General features: G+C 64.3%; 19 protein-coding genes and 1 pseudogene. 12 read left to right on the top strand and 8 right to left on the bottom strand.

The genetic code is table 11. The annotated features are described in order from the left end of the window. The 11 genes from ACRCSW_RS22850 to ACRCSW_RS22800 form a co-directional block, all read left to right on the top strand. On the top strand, positions 1-520 hold a 520-nt coding region (locus ACRCSW_RS22850), incomplete at its 5' end, for a hypothetical protein (protein WP_438707948.1). Between the two features lie 120 nt (positions 521-640). After that, positions 641-1,183, top strand: coding sequence for a hypothetical protein (locus ACRCSW_RS22845; protein ID WP_438707947.1), 543 nt, complete (start codon positions 641-643; stop codon positions 1,181-1,183). Between the two features lie 54 nt (positions 1,184-1,237). Then, entirely contained in the window at positions 1,238-1,783 is a 546-nt protein-coding gene (locus ACRCSW_RS22840) for a hypothetical protein (protein ID WP_438707946.1), read from the top strand. A 132-nt stretch (positions 1,784-1,915) separates the two neighbouring features. After that, a complete protein-coding gene (locus ACRCSW_RS22835; RefSeq protein ID WP_438707945.1) occupies positions 1,916-2,554 on the top strand; it encodes a glutathione S-transferase family protein in 639 nt (212 codons plus the stop codon). A gap of 11 nt (positions 2,555-2,565) precedes the next feature. Continuing rightward, positions 2,566-3,777, top strand: a complete 1,212-nt coding sequence (locus ACRCSW_RS22830; protein ID WP_438707944.1) for an acetyl-CoA C-acetyltransferase — start codon at positions 2,566-2,568, stop codon at positions 3,775-3,777. A gap of 111 nt (positions 3,778-3,888) precedes the next feature. Beyond that, positions 3,889-4,317, top strand: a complete 429-nt coding sequence (locus ACRCSW_RS22825; RefSeq protein ID WP_438707943.1) for a hypothetical protein — start codon at positions 3,889-3,891, stop codon at positions 4,315-4,317. Positions 4,318-4,530: 213 nt separating this feature from the next. Continuing rightward, on the top strand, positions 4,531-4,932 hold the full coding sequence (locus tag ACRCSW_RS22820; RefSeq protein ID WP_438707942.1) for a hypothetical protein: 402 nt from the start codon (positions 4,531-4,533) through the stop codon (positions 4,930-4,932). A 92-nt stretch (positions 4,933-5,024) separates the two neighbouring features. Further along, the gene (locus tag ACRCSW_RS22815; protein ID WP_438707941.1) at positions 5,025-5,546 is read left to right on the top strand and encodes a hypothetical protein; all 522 of its coding nucleotides are present in this window, start codon (positions 5,025-5,027) and stop codon (positions 5,544-5,546) included. Between the two features lie 3 nt (positions 5,547-5,549). Beyond that, a complete protein-coding gene (locus ACRCSW_RS22810; RefSeq protein WP_438707940.1) occupies positions 5,550-6,029 on the top strand; it encodes a cupin domain-containing protein in 480 nt (159 codons plus the stop codon). Then, positions 6,026-7,009, top strand: coding sequence for a cupin domain-containing protein (locus tag ACRCSW_RS22805; RefSeq protein WP_438707939.1), 984 nt, complete (start codon positions 6,026-6,028; stop codon positions 7,007-7,009). Before ACRCSW_RS22810 ends, ACRCSW_RS22805 begins: the two co-directional genes overlap by 4 nt. Then, the gene (locus ACRCSW_RS22800) at positions 7,006-9,195 is read left to right on the top strand and encodes a 3-hydroxyacyl-CoA dehydrogenase NAD-binding domain-containing protein (RefSeq protein WP_438707938.1); all 2,190 of its coding nucleotides are present in this window, start codon (positions 7,006-7,008) and stop codon (positions 9,193-9,195) included. Before ACRCSW_RS22805 ends, ACRCSW_RS22800 begins: the two co-directional genes overlap by 4 nt. Positions 9,196-9,474: 279 nt before the next feature. Here ACRCSW_RS22800 and ACRCSW_RS22795 read toward each other — a convergent pair whose 3' ends face one another. From ACRCSW_RS22795 to trpS, 5 genes are all read right to left on the bottom strand, one after another. Next, on the bottom strand, positions 9,475-10,434 hold the full coding sequence (locus tag ACRCSW_RS22795; protein ID WP_438707937.1) for a 2-hydroxyacid dehydrogenase: 960 nt from the start codon (positions 10,432-10,434) through the stop codon (positions 9,475-9,477). Next, entirely contained in the window at positions 10,431-10,766 is a 336-nt protein-coding gene (locus ACRCSW_RS22790; RefSeq protein ID WP_438707936.1) for a tRNA-binding protein, read from the bottom strand. Before ACRCSW_RS22790 ends, ACRCSW_RS22795 begins: the two co-directional genes overlap by 4 nt. After that, a complete protein-coding gene (gene proC, locus ACRCSW_RS22785) occupies positions 10,763-11,575 on the bottom strand; it encodes a pyrroline-5-carboxylate reductase (RefSeq protein ID WP_438707935.1) in 813 nt (270 codons plus the stop codon). The genes ACRCSW_RS22790 and proC overlap by 4 nt, the downstream gene beginning before the upstream one ends. Positions 11,576-11,601: 26 nt before the next feature. Then, positions 11,602-12,105 (bottom strand): YbjN domain-containing protein, encoded by a 504-nt coding sequence (locus ACRCSW_RS22780; RefSeq protein ID WP_438707934.1) that lies wholly within the window; start codon positions 12,103-12,105, stop codon positions 11,602-11,604. A gap of 419 nt (positions 12,106-12,524) precedes the next feature. After that, positions 12,525-13,580: a tryptophan--tRNA ligase gene (trpS, locus tag ACRCSW_RS22775; protein ID WP_438707933.1), complete on the bottom strand. Its 1,056-nt coding sequence runs from the start codon at positions 13,578-13,580 to the stop codon at positions 12,525-12,527. A gap of 81 nt (positions 13,581-13,661) precedes the next feature. Between trpS and ACRCSW_RS22770 the strand changes: the two genes are divergently transcribed. After that, complete coding sequence (locus ACRCSW_RS22770) at positions 13,662-14,351, top strand: rhomboid family intramembrane serine protease (protein WP_438707932.1); 690 nt, start codon at positions 13,662-13,664, stop codon at positions 14,349-14,351. Here ACRCSW_RS22770 and murJ read toward each other — a convergent pair. The 3 genes and pseudogenes from murJ to ACRCSW_RS22755 form a co-directional block, all read right to left on the bottom strand. After that, entirely contained in the window at positions 14,342-15,883 is a 1,542-nt protein-coding gene (murJ, locus tag ACRCSW_RS22765; protein ID WP_438707931.1) for a murein biosynthesis integral membrane protein MurJ, read from the bottom strand. The two genes, ACRCSW_RS22770 and murJ, sit on opposite strands and share 10 nt — an antisense overlap. Next, entirely contained in the window at positions 15,880-18,615 is a 2,736-nt protein-coding gene (locus ACRCSW_RS22760) for a [protein-PII] uridylyltransferase (RefSeq protein ID WP_438707949.1), read from the bottom strand. Before ACRCSW_RS22760 ends, murJ begins: the two co-directional genes overlap by 4 nt. Before the next feature lie 38 nt (positions 18,616-18,653). After that, a pseudogene (locus ACRCSW_RS22755) lies at positions 18,654-18,958 on the bottom strand (penicillin-binding protein activator); the annotation flags it as partial.

Genomic DNA, 18,958 nt, shown 5'->3' with positions numbered 1-18,958 from the left:
ACTTTGCCTTGCCCTTTCGACTTCCGCCCTTCACGCGCAGGAGCTGAGCGAAGAAGGCCGCGCCGCCATGACCGAGCGGGTGGCCTCCTTCAACGAGATCTTTGCCAGCGGCGATATGGGCGCGGTCTTTGACTATATGCCTCCGAAGGTTCTGGAATCCCTTGCCACGCAAAGCGGGGTCGATCAGGCCACGCTGATCGAAATGAGCAAAGCGCAGATCGATCAGGCCATGGCCATGGTCAAGATCGACAGCTTCTCGATGGATGTCGATGCCGCGACCTACCAGATGACGCCGGATGGAAGCCTTGGCTATGTGCTGATCCCGACCGAAACCGTGATGACGGTCGAAGGTGCCGGCAAGATGAAGGCCACGGGCGATACGCTTGCGTTCGAAGACGGGGGTGAATGGTACCTCGCCCGCGTCGACGATCCGGGTCAGGCCGCAATCCTGCAGGCCGCCTATCCGGCCTTTGCGGGCATCACCTTCAAGCCCGGCGTGATGGAGCCGGTGGCCGAGTAATCCCGCCGCCGCCTGGCGACGAACGCCCGCTTCCCGGACCGGGAGGCGGGCCAGCTGCTCGGGCGCGAACGGCATTCCGGGGCGCCAATGCCGACGGATCTTCAGATCAGGAGAAATGCCATGACGTTCTGGAAAGCTCTCGTACTTGGGTTCGCTCTGTCCATCTCTGCTGTCGCGGCGCAAGAGCTTAGCGACGAGGATCGGGCCGCGATGACCGCGCGGGTAGACGCCTTCAAGGCGACCTTTGCCGCCGGTGACATGGGTGCGGTGTTCGACTACATGCCGCCGAAGCTTATCCAAGCCCTTGCGGCGCAAAGCGGTATGGACGAAGCCACGCTGATCGAACTTACCAAGGCCGAGATCGAGCAGACCATGGCAGTTGTCACCTTCGACAGCTGGTCGATGGATCTCGAGGCCGCGACTTATCAGATGACGCCTGACGGAAGCCGGGGCTACATGATGATCCCGACTGAAGCCCTGATGACGATCGAAGGCGCAGGCCAGATCAAGGCGGTCGGCGAAACCCTGGTCTTCGAGGATGAGGGCAAGTGGTATCTGCTGCGGATCGGCGAGCCCGCAATGAACGCATTGTTCCAGACCGCCTACCCCGAATTTGCCGGCATCACGTTCAAGCCCGAGGTCATGGAGCCGGTGGCCGAATAAGGCGCTGTTGGCCCTCAACCTCTGCAAGGCCCGGAAACCTGACGGAGTTATGCTGTGACCGTTCTCAAGCCCGCTCTTCTCGCGCTGTTGATAGCCACTGGCCCTCTCGCCGCCATGGCGGAAGAGCTGCCAGTTGAGGTCCGAGAGGCCCTGACCGACAGGGTCGATGCGTTTACCGAACTCATGCTGACCGGCCGTGTGGCCGACGGAATGGACTTCCTGCCCGAGGAGTTCGTGGCGGGAAAGGCATTGCAGGTCGGCATGCCGCTGGAAGAGTTCGAAAGCGCGATGCGGGCGCAGATGGCAGTGGCCGAGGTCGGGTTGAAGGTCGAAAGCTTCACGATGGACATGGACCGGGCGAGCTATGAGACAACGCCCGACGGAAGCCGACCTTACGTCATGATCCCCACGGAATTCGTGATGACGATCGAAGGCGCAGGCACCAACAAGCTGGTGGGGAATACCCTTGCCATTGAAAACGAGGGGGTCTGGTATCTGATCAGCACGGACGAGCCCAACGAGGGCAAGTTCATCTCGTCGATCTACCCAGAGTTCGAAGGCGTCACCTTCAGTCCGCGTGTGATCGAGCCGGTGCAGTAAGGCCGTCCCGGCACCGATCCCCGGCTACGCCCCCGGGCGATCAGCCAAATTCCCGCCGCGCCGTAACGTCGCGCTTTCCGGTCCCCGCCCATCGTGGAATGATGGGGCCGACGCGGGCCACGCGGGGAGGAAATGGCGATGAAGCTTTATTGCTTCGGCGAAAGCGGCAATGCCTACAAATGTGCGCTGGCGCTGACGTTGACCGATACCGAATGGGAGCCGATCTTCGTCGACTTCTTCAAAGGCGAGGCGCGCAGCCCCGAGTTCCGCAAGATCAACGAGATGGGCGAGGTACCCGTCCTGATCGACGGCGACACCACGCTGACCCAGTCGGGGGTGATCCTCGACTACATATCCTCGAAGACCGGCAAGCTTGGCGGGCGGTCGGCGGCGGAGCGGCGCGAGGTCTTGCGCTGGCTTTTCTGGGACAACCACAAGCTTTCCACCCAGATCGGTACCTGCCGCTTCCTGATGAATTTCCTGCCCGCCGAGAAACGCCCCGAAGGCGTGATCCCCTTCCTGCAGGGCCGCCTCAAGCCCGCCTACGCCGTTCTGGATGGCCACGTTGCCAACCGGTCCTGGATCGTCGGTGACGGCCCGACTGTCGCCGATCTTTCCTGCTGCAGCTATCTTTACTACCCCGAGCCTTTCGGCTTTGACCGCAAGGACTGGCCCAATATCGACCGCTGGCTGGACCGCGTCGCGGCGCTGCCCGGCTGGAAACACCCCTATGACCTGATGCAGCGGGCCTTTGTCCCCGCCATCGCCTGAGGAGAGCCCCGATGTCCGAAGCTTACATATACGACGCCGTCCGCAGCCCCCGCGGCAAGGGCCGGCCCGACGGGTCGCTGCACGAGCTCACTTCGGTTGCGCTTTCCGCCAAGGTCCTGAACGCGGTGAAGGAACGGAACGGGCTGGAAGGCCACGTGATCGAGGATGTGATCTGGGGCAATGTCACCCAGATCGGCGAACAGGGCGGGTGCCTTGCACGCTCTGCCGTGCTGGCGTCGGACCTTGACGAGCGCATTCCCGGCCTTGCGATCAACCGCTTTTGCGCCAGCGGAATGGAGGCGGTGAACCTTGCCGCGAACCAGGTCAAGGGCGGCGCGGGCCACGCCTATATCGCCGGCGGGGTCGAGATGATGGGGCGCGTTGCCATGGGTTCGGACGGGGCCGCGATTGCGGTCGATCCGACCCTTGCGATGAAGACCTACTTCGTCCCGCAAGGGATTTCCGCCGACATAATCGCGACCGAATACGGCTTTACCCGCGACCAGGCCGATGCTCTGGCCGTCGAATCCCAGCGCCGGGCCGCCAAGGCCTGGGAGGAAAACCGCTTCGCAAAATCGGTCCTCACGATCCGCGACCAGAACGGGCTGCCGATCCTTTCGACCGACGAATACATGCGCCCCGGCACCGACATGCAGGCTCTTGGCCGCCTCGACCCCAGCTTCAAGGCGATGGGCGAGGTCATGCCCGGCTTCGACAAGGTTGCGATGATGAAGTACCCGCATCTTGAGAAGATCACGCATATCCACCACGCCGGGAACTCTTCGGGCATCGTGGACGGTGCGGCGGCAGTCCTGATCGGGGATGCGGCCTTCGGCAAGGCCCACGGCCTGACGCCCCGCGCCCGCATCCGGGCGACCGCGAAGATCGGGACCGACCCGACGATCATGCTGACCGGCCCCGTGCCCGCGACAGAAAAGATCCTGCGCGACAGCGGCATGCAAATCGCCGACATCGACCTTTTCGAGGTGAACGAGGCCTTCGCCTCGGTCGTCCTTCGCTTCCAGCAGGCGTTCGACGTCGATCCAGCACTGGTCAACGTCAACGGCGGCTCGATCGCCATGGGCCACCCGCTGGGCGCCACCGGCGCTATCATCATCGGCACGCTTCTGGACGAGCTGGAGCGGTCCGACAAGTCGGTCGGCCTTGCCACGCTCTGCATCGCTTCCGGCATGGGCGCAGCGACGATCATCGAAAGGGTGTGACAATGCCCTCACACCGGGGCAGGAATCTGGCCGTTGACGCCACGTCAATGCGGTTCTTCTGCAACTGCTGGGCTATTGCTCACGACTTGAATAGTTTCTCAGGTTGTAACGATGATCATGGAAATGCAGGCCTTGCTGGCCGAGGAAGCCTCCCTCTTCATGCTTGGCCGGGTCGCAGACATGATGCCGAATTATACCTTTCCGATGGCGGTCGATCAGGGCCAGCGGTATCGGTCCTTCGCCACCTCCGGGACGCTGGCAAGCTGCCTCTCCGGGTTGTGGCAGGTGGCTATCGGGGCGATGGGCGTTTCGTACCTGCGGCCACGGGTCCTGATGGCGGAAGTTCCAGTTTCCGAACGGTTTCGCGCGCGCGCCAGATGGTTCTGGGAGACGGAGCATGGCGCCAAGGGGCACATCGATCTGAACTACTTCTGCCGGGTCAACAACGGCAAGATCCAGGTCGAGATGGTCGCGGCAGACCTTCGGATGATGGAGAACGCGCCCGAGCCGCTGGCCCTGCTTTTCCGGCGCAACTGCTAGGCGGGCGTCAACCGGGTCCGACCCGGCTTTCCGGCATTTCCAGGACGGCAACGGGCCAAACCATGCGCTGGACGCAAGGCCGGATTGATGTCGTCCACAGACATCCAAGTGTCGCATTTGTACGTCGCGAAAAGGGTGATTCTCCCAAGATGGATGGGTATCCAAACCGTTTTGAGGTCCTTTTCTGTGCAGTATTCTCAGGTTCATTCGTTCATGGTCCGGCGTGGAGAGCAGATGCTCTCCGGCCAGCTGGATCTGCTTGCGGACGACTTCACTTTTCCGCTCCCGGTCTTCCTGGACCAAAAGCGCCTGATCGTCCGAAGCCCGGAGCAAGTCAGCGGCATGCTTTGCCTGCAGCGCCTGTCCATGATCCAGCGTCGGGTCGTGGCGATCCGCCCGAAGGTGACGGCCATCGATCTGCCGCGCGCGGGCCGCTTCCGCGTCTGGGTCGACTGGCTGGAAGTCGCCATCCCGGCCGAAGGCACCCGCAGCGCCTCGGCGATCTACTACTGCTCGACCCAGCCGTCCGGACTGAAGATCGAGATGCTCAACTACACCCGCATGTCGATGCCCGAGTTGCAGCCGCAGTTCGTGGCGCTTGCCCGGTCCGCCTGAGGCCAGCTTCCCGCGGCGCGTCCGCATTTGCCCGGCAAAGTGTGTCTGTCGCGCCCGTCATGGCCCGGGCGAGCGCAACAAAGGTGTTACGAGTGACCGGGATCCAAGGCAAACCGACTGCGGCGGCAATCTACCAGGCCAACCTCGACGCCGTGTCGGAAGCGGTCTGGGCCGGCGATCTGCCGACGGTTCTCCGCCACGTCGCCATACCGCATCAGATGCTGACCGAGGACGCCGAGTTCGTCATCGCTTCGGCTGACGAGATGCTTATTCTCATGACCGATTTCCGCGCCGGGCTGATCCGCATGGGCGCCGACAGCTACCTGCGGGTCTGTCGCAACGCGGGCTTTCTTCCCGGACAGGACGACGTCATCACCGGCCAGCATGACACGTTCGTCCTGAACGAGGGCGTTGCACTGCGTCCGCCATACCTCAACGACATGACCCTTATCCGCAGCGCCGACGGGCTGTGGCGCGCCTGTCGGATCGAGGCGCGGGCGCGCAACGACGGGCTGCCGATCATCAGCCCCGACATGGCCGCCGCCCAAAGGCGTGAACTGCGGCAGCTGTTCCAACGCAGCGGTCGCACCCCTGACGAAGCAGAGGAGACCTGAACCGTGCCGATCATTGACCCCACGAAGGTTCCGCTGAAGACCGGCTCAATCTACCCCGAGCCCTACGCGAGCATGATGAAGGGCCGATCCTCGCTTCGGCTGGGCGAGGCCGGGGGGCTGACGCAATACGGCGTCAACCTCGTCATGCTGGAGCCCGGCGCGATGTCGTCGCTCCGCCACTGGCACCACAACGAAGACGAATTCGTCTGGGTGGTCGAAGGGGAATGCACGCTTGTGCAGGATGAGGGCGAAACCGTCATGCGCCCCGGCGACAGCGCCGCTTTCCCGGCGGGGAACCCGAACGGCCACCATTTCCTGAACCGGACCGACAAGGTCGCGAAGTTCCTCGTCGTCGGCACCAAGGCCCCGACGGAGACGGCCGTCTATTCCGACGTCGACATGATGGTTCACATGACCCCCGGCCTTTCGGGCAAAGCCCACTTTACCCACAAGGACGGCAGCGACTGGACCGGCCCGCGATGATCGTCGACCCGGCCACCGTTCCACGGGATCAGGCCGACAACGGCGGTGAGATCCTCTATCTCTCCAACGCTGGCGGGCTGACCCAGTTCGGCGCCTACATCGACATGCTGATGCCGGGCGCCTGGTCCAGCCAGCGGCACTGGCATTCGGCCGAGGACGAGTTCCTCTACCTCCTCTCCGGCACCGCCACCCTTGTCGACGATAACGGCGAGACCGACATCTTCCCCGGCGATGCCGTCTGCTGGCGCCACGGCGACCCGAACGCGCATCACCTCACCAACCGTGGCGATGTTCCCGCACGTTTCCTGATCGTCGGCAGCCGCTGTTTCGGCGACATCTGCACCTACCCGGACGAGTCCGAGCGTCAGATCAACGGCGACACCACCTGGCAGATCGTGACCGACGATGGCGAGGTGATCGACGGCGGCGACCTGCCGCCCGAGCTTCTGAACCTCCGTGCCCCCTGGGGCAAACCCTTCGACGGGACACAGAAGCCCAATGTCCTCCGTGCAGGCTCGGTCCCCGGCGAAGGCCCTCCCAGCCCCGCCCAGTCCCCCTTCGACGACCTCGGCGACTACATCGCCCACCCGCTTTCCGACGCTGGCGGCCTGACCCAGTTCGGTGCCTTTACCGAAACCCTGATGCCCGGCTCGCGCTCTGGCCAGCGCCACTGGCACACCGAGGAAGACGAATTCCTCTACACGCTCGACGGCACCGTCACCCTGCACGAAAACGACGGCCCGCACGACCTCGCGCCCGGCACCTGCGTCTGCTGGCCCGCTGGCGTCCCAAACGCCCACCAACTGGAAAACCGTACCGAACAACCGGTCACATATTTCGTCGCGGGCTCCCGCCTGCCCGAGGACGAGGTGACCTACCCCGACATCGACCTTCATTACACGCGCCGGAACGGCCTCCGCACCTTGTCGCACAAGGACGGAACCCCCTATCCCGGCTGGCCCAAGGAGACGAACAGATGACCGACTTCACCATGACCAAGGACGCCGATGGCGTCGCCACCATCACCTGGGACGTGAAACAGAAATCGATGAACGTGATGTCGACCGAGGCATTCATGCTTCTGTCGTCCCTCGTCGACCAGGCCCTGGCCGATGCCGCCGTGAAGGGGATCATCATAACCAGCGGCAAGAAGGACTTCGCCGGCGGCATGGACCTGAACATCATCGCCCGGATGAAGGCGGGCGGTGCGCAGGTGACCTTTGACGGCGTCATGCAGATCCACCAGATCCTGCGCAAGATCGAACGCGCGGGGATGGACCCGAAGACGCTGAAGGGCGGCAAACCCATCGTCGCGGCCCTTCCCGGCACCGCCCTTGGGATCGGGCTTGAGGTCCCGCTCTCCTGCCACCGCATCATCGCTGCCGACAACCCGAAGGCCAAGATCGGCCTGCCCGAAATCATGGTCGGCATCTTCCCCGGCGCAGGCGGCACCATGCGCCTGACCCGCAAGCTTGGCGCAATGGTCGCGGCCCCCTTCCTTCTGGAAGGTAAGCTCTCCTCGCCCAAGGAAGCCAAGGCCGCCGGCCTGATCGATGAGGTCGTCGCCCCCGAAGACCTGCTGAAGCGCGCCAAGGAATGGGTGCTTTCGGCCACCGACGCCGACCTGGTGAAGCCCTGGGACGCCAAGGGCTACAAGATGCCCGGCGGCGCACCCTATCACCCCGCTGGCTTCATGACCTTCGTCGGCGCCTCGGCGATGGTCCACGGCAAGACGATGGGCGTCTACCCGGCCGCAAAGGCTCTGCTTGCCGCCGTCTACGAAGGCGCGCTTGTGCCCTTCGATACGGCCCTGAAGATCGAGGCCCGGCACTTCACCGGCGTCCTGATGAACCCCTCCTCCTCCGCGATGATCCGCTCGCTCTTCATCAACAAGGAGGCGCTTGAAAAGGGTGCCAACCGTCCCGCAGCTCCCGACCAGTCGGTCAAGAAACTCGGCGTCATCGGTGCGGGGATGATGGGGGCGGGGATCGCCTATGTCTCCGCCAACGCGGGGATCGAGGTCGTCCTGATCGACGCGACGCAAGAGGCCGCCGACCGGGGCAAAGCCCATTCCGAGGGCATCCTCGACAAGGGCATGAAACGCGGCAAGGTGACGGCCGAGAAGAAGGCCGAAACCCTCGCCCGCATCACCGCCACCACCGATTACGCCGCGCTGAAAGGCGTTGACCTGATCGTGGAAGCGGTCTTCGAAGACCCGAAGATCAAGGCCGACGTGACCGCGAAGGTCGAGGCCGCAACCAGCGCCGATTGTATCTTCGCCACCAACACCTCCACCCTGCCGATCACCGGCCTTGCGGCCGCCAGCCAGCGCCCGGATGAGTTCATCGGCATCCACTTCTTCTCGCCCGTCGACAAGATGAACCTGGTCGAGATCATCCGTGGCAAGAAAACCGGCGATAACGCCGTGGCCAAGGCTTTGGACTTCGTGCGCCAGATCAGGAAGACCCCGATCGTGGTGAACGACGCCCGCTTCTTCTACGCCAACCGCTGCATCATCCCCTACATCAACGAAGGCATCCGCATGGTCGCCGAAGGGGTGGAACCGGCGCTGATCGAGAACGCGGCGAAGCTCGTCGGCATGCCCCTCGGCCCGCTGCAGCTGGTCGATGAGACCTCCATCGACCTCGGCGTCAAGATCGCCAAAGCCACCAAGGCCGCGATGGGCGCGGACTACCCGGATGAGGCGGTGGACCATGTCCTCTTCTGGATGGCTGACCACGGCCGCCTCGGCCGCAAGTCGAAGTCCGGCTTCTACGCCTACGATGACAAGGGCGACCGTCTGGGTCTCTGGGAGGGGCTGGAAGCGAAGTACCCGCTCGACAAGGCCCAGCCCTCGCTGTCGGACGTGCAGCACCGTCTGCTCTTCGCCCAGGTGCTGGAGGCGGTGCGGGCGCTGGAAGACGGCGTCCTGACCGACATCCGCGAAGGCGACGTCGGCGCGATCCTCGGCTGGGGCTTCGCTCCGTGGTCCGGCGGTCCGTTCTCGTGGCTCGACATGATCAGCGCGCCCCGCGCGGTCGAAATCTGCCGCGGCCTCACCGCCCAGTTCGGCCCCCGCTTCCACGCCCCCGCCCTACTGCGTGAGATGGCCGAGAAGGGCGAGACGTTCTACAACCGCTTCGGCGGCGAGAAGAAAGCGGCCTGAGGTCAGCGCCAAAATTCTTCTGCGAAGAATTTTGGCCCCCCAGTCCATCGTTGGGCTCGGGCCGTTTGTTGGAAAGTGATCGGTTCTTATGGAACCGCTCGTCGAGCACTTCGTGCACTCCTCGCTGGGGCATCCCCGACGAGTACACGAAGTGCACGAGGAGGATGCGCCGGGCGTTTTGGGAACAGCGATTCCGTCGGGTTTGATCTTGCTCTAACGGCCCGAAGTTCTTCCGTGCATAGAGACGGAAGGAAGACGTCTAACCTTTGCTTGACCCTGTCACGGATTAACCAGGTTCGGCGGCACCTTCCCGTCGGCCCAGGCCACAAGGTTCGCGACCGCCATTAGCCCCATGTTCTCCCGCACTTCCAGGCAAGCCGTGCCCAGATGCGGGAGAAGTGTGACGTTCTCCATCGCCATCAGTGCGACCGGGACCTTGGGTTCAAACTCATAGACATCAAGCCCCGCCCCCGCGATCCGGCCCGCCTGCAGGGTGTCGATCAGGGCCGTTTCATCGACCACATCACCCCGGCTGATATTCACGAAGATGCCGGTTTTCTTCATGTGCCCCAAGGTCTTGGCATCGATCAGGTGATGCGTCGCCTTGCCCCCCGGCACCGCCACAACGACGAAATCCGCCGCCATCGCCTCGGCCAGCTCCACCTGCCGGGCGGGCATCCCCGGGTCCTCGACACGTGAGCGGTTGTGGAACACCACCTCCATGTCGAACCCGTAGTGGCAGCGCTTGGCAATCGCCTTGCCGATCCGGCCGAAGCCAATGATTCCAAGCCGTTTTCCGGTGACATGAGTGCCCAGCATCTGCACAGGCCCCCAGCCCTCCCAGATCCCGGCCCGCAGGATTCGTTCCCCTTCCCCAAGCCGCCGCGCGGTCATCAGGATCAGGCTTACCGCGATATCGGCGGTGGCATCCGTCACTGCGCCGGGGGTGTTCGTCACCGCAAGCCCGGCTGCCTTCGCGGCCTCGGCGTCGATGTGGTTGTAACCCACCCCGAAGTTCGCAAGGATCTTCGCCCGAGGGGCTGAAACATCAGCAAAAACATCAGGTTGGAACCGGTCACCAAGGGTCGGCAGCACGGCATCATAGTCGCGGAGCGCGGCGCGCAGTTCGTCGGGCGACAGGACTTCAGTGCGGTCACGAAGTGTGACGTCGAACCGGGCACCGGCAGCGTCGAGCACGCGGTCCGGCAGGCGGCGGGTGATCAGAAGTTTCTGCTTCAAAACAGTTTTCCTCCCAAAGGAACCTCGTGCCCCGGCCCGATCAGCACGACCTCACCATCCTCGTCCGGCACGCCCAACACGAGCACTTCCGACATCACCGGCCCGATCTGGCGGGGCGGGAAGTTGACGACCGCCAGCACCTGCCGCCCGACCAAACCCTCGGGCGTGTAGTGCCGGGTCAGCTGCGCCGACGACCGTTTCTCGCCAATCTCCGGCCCGAAGTCGACCCAAAGCTTGATCGCCGGCTTGCGAGCCTCCGGGAAAGGTTCGGCCCTGGTGATGCGGCCGACACGGATGTCGACTTTCTCGAAATCGCCGTAGGTGATGGTCATTTCCCAAGCTCCCGTCCCCGGTCGGCGGCAGCCTTTATCGCGCGCTTCAGCAGCGGCGGGAAGCCGGTCTCCGGGTCCATCAGAACGCCCAAAGCAGCGGCGGTGGTGCCGCCGGGAGAGGTCACGTTGATCCGCAGCTGCGCCGCCGTTTCGGGGCTTTGATACGCAAGCTCGCCCGCCCCGCAGACCGTGGCGCGGGCCAGTTGCATGGCTACATCCGCGGGCAACCCCTCGGCTTCACCCGCAGCCGCCATGGCCTCGATCAGGTGGAAAACGTAGGCCGGACCCGAGCCCGAGACAGCGGTCACCGCGTCGATCAACTCTTCCCGGTCCAGCTCCACGACCTGCCCAACCGCCGCCATCAGCTCCCGCGCGAGGGCCATATCGGCAGGCGATACACGAGGGTTCCCACAAAGCGCAGTGATCCCCCGGCCAACCATCGCGGGGGTGTTCGGCATCGTGCGGACGATAGGCGTCGTCGCCCCAAGAGCAGCTTCGAAGGTGGCAATCGTCGTCCCTGCAGCAATCGAAACGAAAAGCGTCTTCCCGTTCCCCAAGGCCTGCAAGGCTGGCAGCGCGGCACCCATCATCTGCGGCTTCACCGCCAGAAGCGCCACCGCAGGGGCCGCCGGAACCCCTTGATTCAGATGCACTCCGGTCGATTTCAGCCAGTCCGTCGGGTTCGGCTCGATCACCCAGACCGACGCTGCGGGCAGCCCCGCGGCCAGCCAGCCGGACAGCAGCGCCGTTCCCATCTTGCCGCAGCCAAGCAGCACCAGCCCGTCCCGGGCCACGCGATCCAATGCCATCAGACCCCCCTCTTGCGGGGGGCAGGTTAGGCGCGCCCGTAAGCCTCGGCAATGGCGACTTTCATCGCTTCCGCCGGGCCCTGATCGCCCCACGAGACCAGCTGGAACGCCGGGTAGAACCGTTCCGACGCCATGACCGCCGACGCAATGAGCCGGTCGATCTGTTCCGGCCCCGCCATCTGCCCGCCCGAAAGCAGCAGACCATAGCGCCAGACCATGAGCTTCTGTTCCGACCACCAGGTGAAGGCGCCGGACCAAACCATGTCATTGCAGCGGTTCAGCACATCGTAGAGCGCCGAGATCTTGTCTTCCGGCGGCTCCATCTCGAAAGTGCAGATCAGCCGCAGGGTTTCATCCTGCGGGCTCCACGCCAGGGTCAGCGAATAGGTGCGCCACTGACCTTCGACCGCCATGGCGATCTGATCGTCCGTCACGCGGTCGAATTCCCAGGCGTGATGCTCGGCCAGGGTTTCAACGATGTCGATCGGATGGAGATCGTCCATCGTTGCATAATCTTCGGATAACGACATTGCCCGGCCTCTTTATGAAGCTTCTGGCGGGCCGCGACCCACAAGAAACTGGGTGTCTGGCAAGGGTCAGCGTTTGCCCGACACTGCCCTTACTAAATATGGTGTGGCCAAAGCGGAAGTGTGTAAAGCGATTTCTGCCAAAAATAGCTGTGGACAAGCCGATTTCCTGGATGGGAGAGTCCGTAGAGTCAAAGACTTGCCAAAACTGACCGCCCAGGGGGGCGTCTCGGCCGTGCCGTGCAGAAAAAAGCCCCCGTGCGGGGGGGCACGGGGGCATGTCGGGTAGCCCGGGCCGAACAGGGGACAGCGGGGCCGGGCCCAGGCGATGGGGACAGATCGCATCTCCGAGCACCGTGAAGCTAACCAGCCCGCGCAACAGGACTGTGACACGCCCGCGGGCTGAGACAGAAACCTGTGGATTACTTTCGGCGCGAGCGGATCATTCCGGTGATTTCGTACACCTGTTCGATAATCGGCCGGGCCAGGGCATCGGCGCGGTCGGCACCATCGCCCAGGATACGGTCGATCTCGGCAGGGTCAGCCATCAGCCGGTTCATCTCGGTCGTGATCGGCGAAAGCTTCGCCACCGCAAGCTCGGCGAGCCGGGGCTTGAAGGTGCCGAACTGGGTACCCGCGTACTCGGCCACCACGTCGGCAACCGGCTGATCTGACAAGGCCGAATAGATGTTCATCAGGTTCTTCGCCTCGGGCCGGTCCTTCAGGCCCTCGACGCTATCGGGCAGCGGCTCCGGGTCGGTCTTGGCCTTGCGGATCTTGGCGGCGATCATATCGGCATCGTCGGTCAGGTTGATCCGGCTTTGGTCCGAAGGGTCGGACTTCGACATCTTCTTCGTGCCGTCGCGCAGGGACATGACCTTGGTCGCGACACCTTCGATCAGCGGTTCGACGACTGGGAAGAAATCCACCCCGTAGTCATGGTTGAACTTGATCGCGATGTCGCGGGTCAGTTCCAGATGCTGCTTCTGGTCCTCGCCGACCGGCACCATCGTCGCGTGATACACCAGGATGTCCGCAGCCATCAGTGCGGGGTAGGCGAACAGCCCAAGGCTTTCCGCTTCGGCGTTCTTGCCAGCGGTCTTGTCCTTCCACTGGGTCATCCGGCTCATCCAGCCCATGCGCGCGACGCAGTTGAAGATCCAGCCCAGTTCCGCATGCGCGCCGACCTGGGACTGGTTGAAGAGGATCGAGCGTTTGGGGTCGATACCGGCGGCGATAAAGGCCGCGGCACCCTCGCGGGTCTGCTGGCGCAGTTTGGCGGGGTCCTGCCAGACGGTGATCGCGTGCATGTCGACCATGCAGTAGATCGTCTCGATCCCCTCGTCCTGCTTCTCGACAAAGCGTTTCAGCGCGCCGAGGTAGTTGCCAAGCGTCAACCCGCCCGAAGGCTGGATGCCCGAGAAGATCCGGGGTTTGAAGGTTTTCGGCGTTTGGACCGCCGAAGCCGCGGAAGACATGGGGTGGCTCCATCTGGTAAATGCTGCCGAACCCGCGTAGTCGAACGCGGGGTAAGCGTCAATCGGACAGGACGGTCAGGCATGGATCAGGATCACAACGCGCCTCCGCTGAACCCGTTGCCGATGATCGTCTGGGTCCTGGCCCTGCCGCTGATCGCGATGGAGCTTGCGCTGTCGCTGGCCGAAAGGGGCCTTGTCGGCGGCGCGCAAGGGGTGGGCTGGCGCTTGCAGGCGGTGGAACGCTTCGGCGCCTTCCCCGAGCTTCTGAAGCATCAGTTGGAGACGGGTGGCTACCCGCTGGAAGAGCTGCACCGGCTGGTCAGCTACACGCTGGTCCACGGCGGCATTACCCATGCGATCTTCGCTGTGGTGATGCTCCTGGCGCTTGGCAAATGGGTGGGCGAGATCTTCCGCTGGTGGGGCGTCCTGGTTGTCGTCCTGGGCTCGGCTGCGGCCGGGGCCCTGGCCTATGGTCTTTTGATCCCGGACCTTCGCGCGCCGCTGATCGGAGCATACCCAGCGGTCTACGGGTTGATCGGGGCGTTCACCTTCCTCCTGTTCACCAACCTCGCCCGGGTGGGTGCGAACAAGTACCGGGCGTTCTCGCTGATCGGCGCGCTGCTTTTCGTGCAGTTCCTGTTCGGCGTACTTTTCGGAGCCGGATGGGACTGGGTCGCCGATGTCACGGGCTTCGCCGCCGGGTTCCTGCTCAGCTTCATCGCGGCGCCCGGCGGGTTCCGGCGGGTGCTGGACCAGATCCGTCAGCGCTGACGGCGAAGCGCCTTGAGGTCGGAAAGCGTCACCGCCCGAAGGGCGAAGGCAGCGATGGTGTAGCTTGCCAGCCCGATCCCGACGAGGAGGACCAGCCCGAGGATCCGATAGGCCCGCTCGTCCAGCATCGGTTGCAGAAGACCCCAGCCGCCCCAAAGCGCTGCGGCCATAAAGACTGAAGCAAACATGATCCGCCAGAGGCGCGACAGGAAGCGGTCGTCGAAGCCTGCCTCGTCCCCCATGGCCCTTGCCCCCCACCAGAGCTGGCCGACCATCACCCAGGCCGAAAGCGTCGTCGCCCAGGCGGCGGCGGAAAAGCCGATCCAGGGCATCAGACCAAAGGCAAGCGCTGCGTTCAGGATCATCGACCAGACGGCATAGCGGAACGGGCGTTTGGTATCCTCCCGCGCGAAGTAAAGGGGCTGCAGCGCCTTTTGCAGCACGAACGCGGGCAGGCCGAGGCCGTAGATCGCCAGCGCCAAGGCCGTCGCAGCCGTGTCGTCCGCAAGGAACGCCCCGCGCTGGTAAAGAACCTCGGTGATCGGGAAGGCGATGATCACCAGCGCCACCGCGGCGGGCAGTGTCAGAAGAAGCGCGAATTCGGTGCCCCGGTTGAACGCCTCACGCCCGCCCTCCGTATCCCCGGCCTGAAGGCGGCGCGAAAGCTCGGGCAGAAGGACGGTGCCGACGGCGATGGCCACCACTCCAAGCGGCAGCTGGTAGAGGCGGTCGGCATAGACGAGCCACGAGATCGCACCCTCGGTGCCCGAGGCGACCTGACGCGAGACGAGGAGGTTGATCTGCACCACCCCGCCGACCAGCAGCGCGGGCCCCATGTTGACCATCAGCCGCCGGAAATCCGGGGTCAACCGCGGCATGCGCAGCCGGGGGATAAAGCCGATGCGGCGGGCGGCGTAAAGCGTCCAGCCCAGCTGGGCGATGCCCGTCACAGGCGTGGTCCAGGCGAGCGTCGTGCCCATGTCCCAGCCTTGGCTGTTCGCAAGGAACATCGCGGCGATGAAGACGAGGTTCATCAGGACCGGCACGGCGCCAGCCTCGGCAAAGCGGCCATGCGCGTTCAGGATGCCGGAGAGAAGCGCGAAGAGCGAGATGAAGCCAACATAGCAAAAGGTGATCCGGCCGAAGTCGACGGCCATGTCAAAGCGCCCGTCACCGACGAAGCCTGCGGCCATGGCCCAAACGAGAAGGGGCATGGCCAGAGTGCCGATGATCGTGAAGCCCAGAAGGAAGGTCGTAAGGCCCGAGAAGGCATTCTGGGCAAACTCCTCGGCGTCTTCCCCGGCCTCCAACTTCTTCGAATACAAAGGCACGAAGGCCTGGTTGAACGCCCCTTCGGCGAAGAAGCGGCGGAACATGTTGGGCAGCGAAAACGCCACGTTGAACGCATCCGCCACCGGCCCCGCGCCAAGGTAGGCGGCCATCATCAGCTCGCGCACCAGACCCGCCCCGCGTGAGACAAGCGTCCAGCCACCAAGCGTCAGGATGTTGCGGATCATGCCGCGAGAACTCATGCGCCCGCCCTTTCGGCGCCTTCAGCGATGGCCTGCCGCAGCTTCTTCTCCAGGGCCTCCTGCCGGTGCTTCTGGTGCAGCTTCAGGCCGAACATGTCCTTGACGTAGAACGTATCCACCACCTGCGCGCCGTAGGTCGCGATGACGGCACTGGCGATGTAGATGGTGTTGGTGGCCAGCGTCCGGGTGAGGTCATACAGCAGCCCCGGCCGGTCGCGGGTATCGACCTCGATGATGGTGTAGATCTCCGAACCCTCGTTGTCGAAAGTGATATGGGTCGGAAAACGGAACTCGCGTTCGCGCTTCTTGATCTTGTCGCGGTCCTTCAACGCTTCGCGTGCGACGACCTCGCCCTTCAGCGTCTTGTCGATCATCCCCCTGAGGCGCGGCAGGCGAGAAACTTCGTAAGGTTTGCCCTCGATATCCTGAACCCAGAAGACCGCAGTCGCGTAGCCGTCCTTTGACGTATAGGTGCGGGCATCGACCACGTTCGCGCCGACCAAGGCGAGCGCTCCGGCAAGGCGGCTGAAGATGCCAGGGTGATCGTGCAGCGCAAAGCAGGCGCGGGTCGCGTCACGGTCGGCATCGGGGTGAAGGTCGATCCGGATCTCGTCATCGCCCAGGCCCTGCAGCAGCCTGGCGAAGACCGCATGGGTATCGGTCGAAAGCCCCTGCCAGTAGGGCGCGTAGTGCCGGGTGGTCTCATGGTCCAGCGCAGCGCTGTCCCAGTCCTTCAGCCGTTCCCGCAGCGCCCGGGTCGCGTCGCCCTGCCGGTTTTCGCGGTTGACCGTCTCCAGCCCGCCCTCCAGCGCGTCCGCCGTCTGCTTGTAAAGCTGACGGAGCAGCATGGCCTTCCAGTTGTTCCAGGTGCCGGGCCCCACGCCCCGGATGTCGCAGACGGTCAGCACGGTCAGAAGGTCCAGCCGCTTGCGGGTCTTCACGGCCTTGGCGAAGTCGCGCACTGTGCGGGGATCGCCGATGTCGCGCTTCTGCGCCATGTCGGACATCAGGAGGTGATAGCGCACCAGCCATTCCACCGTCTCACATTCTTCGGGCTCCAGACCCAGCCGGGGAGCGATGCGCCGGGCCATCTGGGCGCCAAGGATCGAATGGTCCTCGGGCCGCCCCTTGCCGATATCGTGGAGGAGGAGCGCCACATACAGCACCCGCCGGTTCACACCCGCCTTCAGGATGCCGGAGGCCACGGGCAGCTCTTCCACCAGCTCTCCGCGTTCGATCTGGGCAAGGCAGCTGATCGTCTGGATGATGTGCTCGTCAACCGTGTAGTGGTGATACACATTGAACTGCATCATCGCGACGATCGGCTCGAACTCGGGGATGAAGGCCGCCAGCACCCCCAGCTCGTTCATCCGGCGCAAAGCGCGTTCCGGGTTCCCGTGCTGAAGAAGGAGATCGAGGAATATCCGCCGCGCCTCGGGGTCCTCGCGCATCTCGTCGTCGATCAGGTCCAGGTTTGCCGCAATGATCCGCATCACGTTGGGGTGGATGAGGTACGTGGTGCGGAGCGCCTCCTCGAAGACGCGAAGCAGGTTCAGCTTGTCCTTCAGGAATGCCTTTGGATCGACCACATCGATCCGGCCCTGCACCAGCTTGTAGCCGGCCTTCACCCGCTTGGTCATCTTGAAGATGCCGAAAAGGCTTGCCTCGCGCTTGGCATGGCGGGCCTCAAGCTCGGTCAGGAAGACGCGGGTAAGCTCACCCACGCGGGTCGCCAGGCGGAAATAGTCCTGCATGAAATGCTCGACCGCCCGCCTCCCGCCGGTGTCGCGGTAGCCCATGCGGCTGGCCACCTCGACCTGAAGGTCGAAGGTCAGGGTATCGGTCGGGCGGCCCGTGATGTAGTGCAGATGGCAGCGGACGGCCCAGAGGAAATCCTCGGCCCGGGCAAAGCTGTCGAACTCCTCGCGGCTTAGAAGCCCCGCGCCGACCAGTCCCTCGGCCGATGGCACCCGGTGCAGGTACTTCCCGATCCAGTAAAGCGTCTGCAGGTCCCGCAGGCCGCCTTTCCCCTCTTTGACGTTCGGCTCCAGCACATAGCGCTGGCCGCCCTGACGCTTGTGCCGCTCGGCCCGTTCGGCCAGCTTCGCCTCGATGAACTCGGGGCCCGAGTTCTTGAAGAGATCGCCCCAAAGCTTCTCGCCAAGCTCGGCCGCAAGCGGGGCGTGCCCGCAGATGAAGCGATACTCCAGAAGCGCGGTGCGGATCGTGATGTCCTCGCGCCCCAGGCGCAGGCAGTCTTTCACCGTGCGGGTGGAGTGGCCGACCTTCAGCTTCAGGTCCCACAGCATGTAAAGCATCGTTTCGATGACGCTTTCCGCCCAGGGGGTGATCTTCCATGGCGTGAGGAACACCAGGTCCACATCCGACTGCGGCGCCATCTCGGCCCGGCCATAGCCGCCGACGCCCAGAACGGCGATCCGCTCGGCTTCGGTCGGGTTGGCAAGCGGATGCAGGCGCATGGCCGCTGCAAGCGACACCTGAACCAGCGCATCGGTCAAGGCGGCCTGGGCCGTGATCAGCGCCCTGGCTTGCCGTGGTGCCGCATGAAAGACCGCTTCGAAGGCCGCCGAGGCCTGCGCCTTTGCGGACTGCAGCTCACGGACGACAATGGCTCGTGCCGCCTTGGGATCGGCGGCAGTGCGCAGGGCGTCCAGAATGGTTGTCGTCAACGCCGCAGCGTCAGGCAACGGATAGCCGGGCCCGGTCGCCAGAGGCGCTGCCGGGACCGCGACCGCTTCTCCCACGATTGTCAGAACCCGGCACCGCCGAAGCTGCGCGGGGCACCGTCGATCACCACCACCTGGTTGCTGCGGATCTGGGCGACGGCCAGACCGCGTTCATTGGTGCCGTTCGACAAAAGCCGGAAGATGCCGGACACCCCGGCGAAACCCGCCGACTGCGTCAGGTCAGACTTGCTGAGCGGCTGGCCATCCTTGGCCCGGTTCGCCAGCGCACCAATGGCGGCGATCCCGTCGTAGGCCAGCCCCGCGATCGGCGCGGGTTGTGACCCGTAGGCCCCTTCATCGCGCGACCGGAACTGCGCCTGCAGGCCCG

Source organism: Tabrizicola sp., assembly GCF_051645465.1.
GTDB lineage: Bacteria > Pseudomonadota > Alphaproteobacteria > Rhodobacterales > Rhodobacteraceae > Tabrizicola.
Note: the sequence above shows the minus strand (reverse complement) of the source record. Positions and strands in the feature narration are given on the sequence as shown.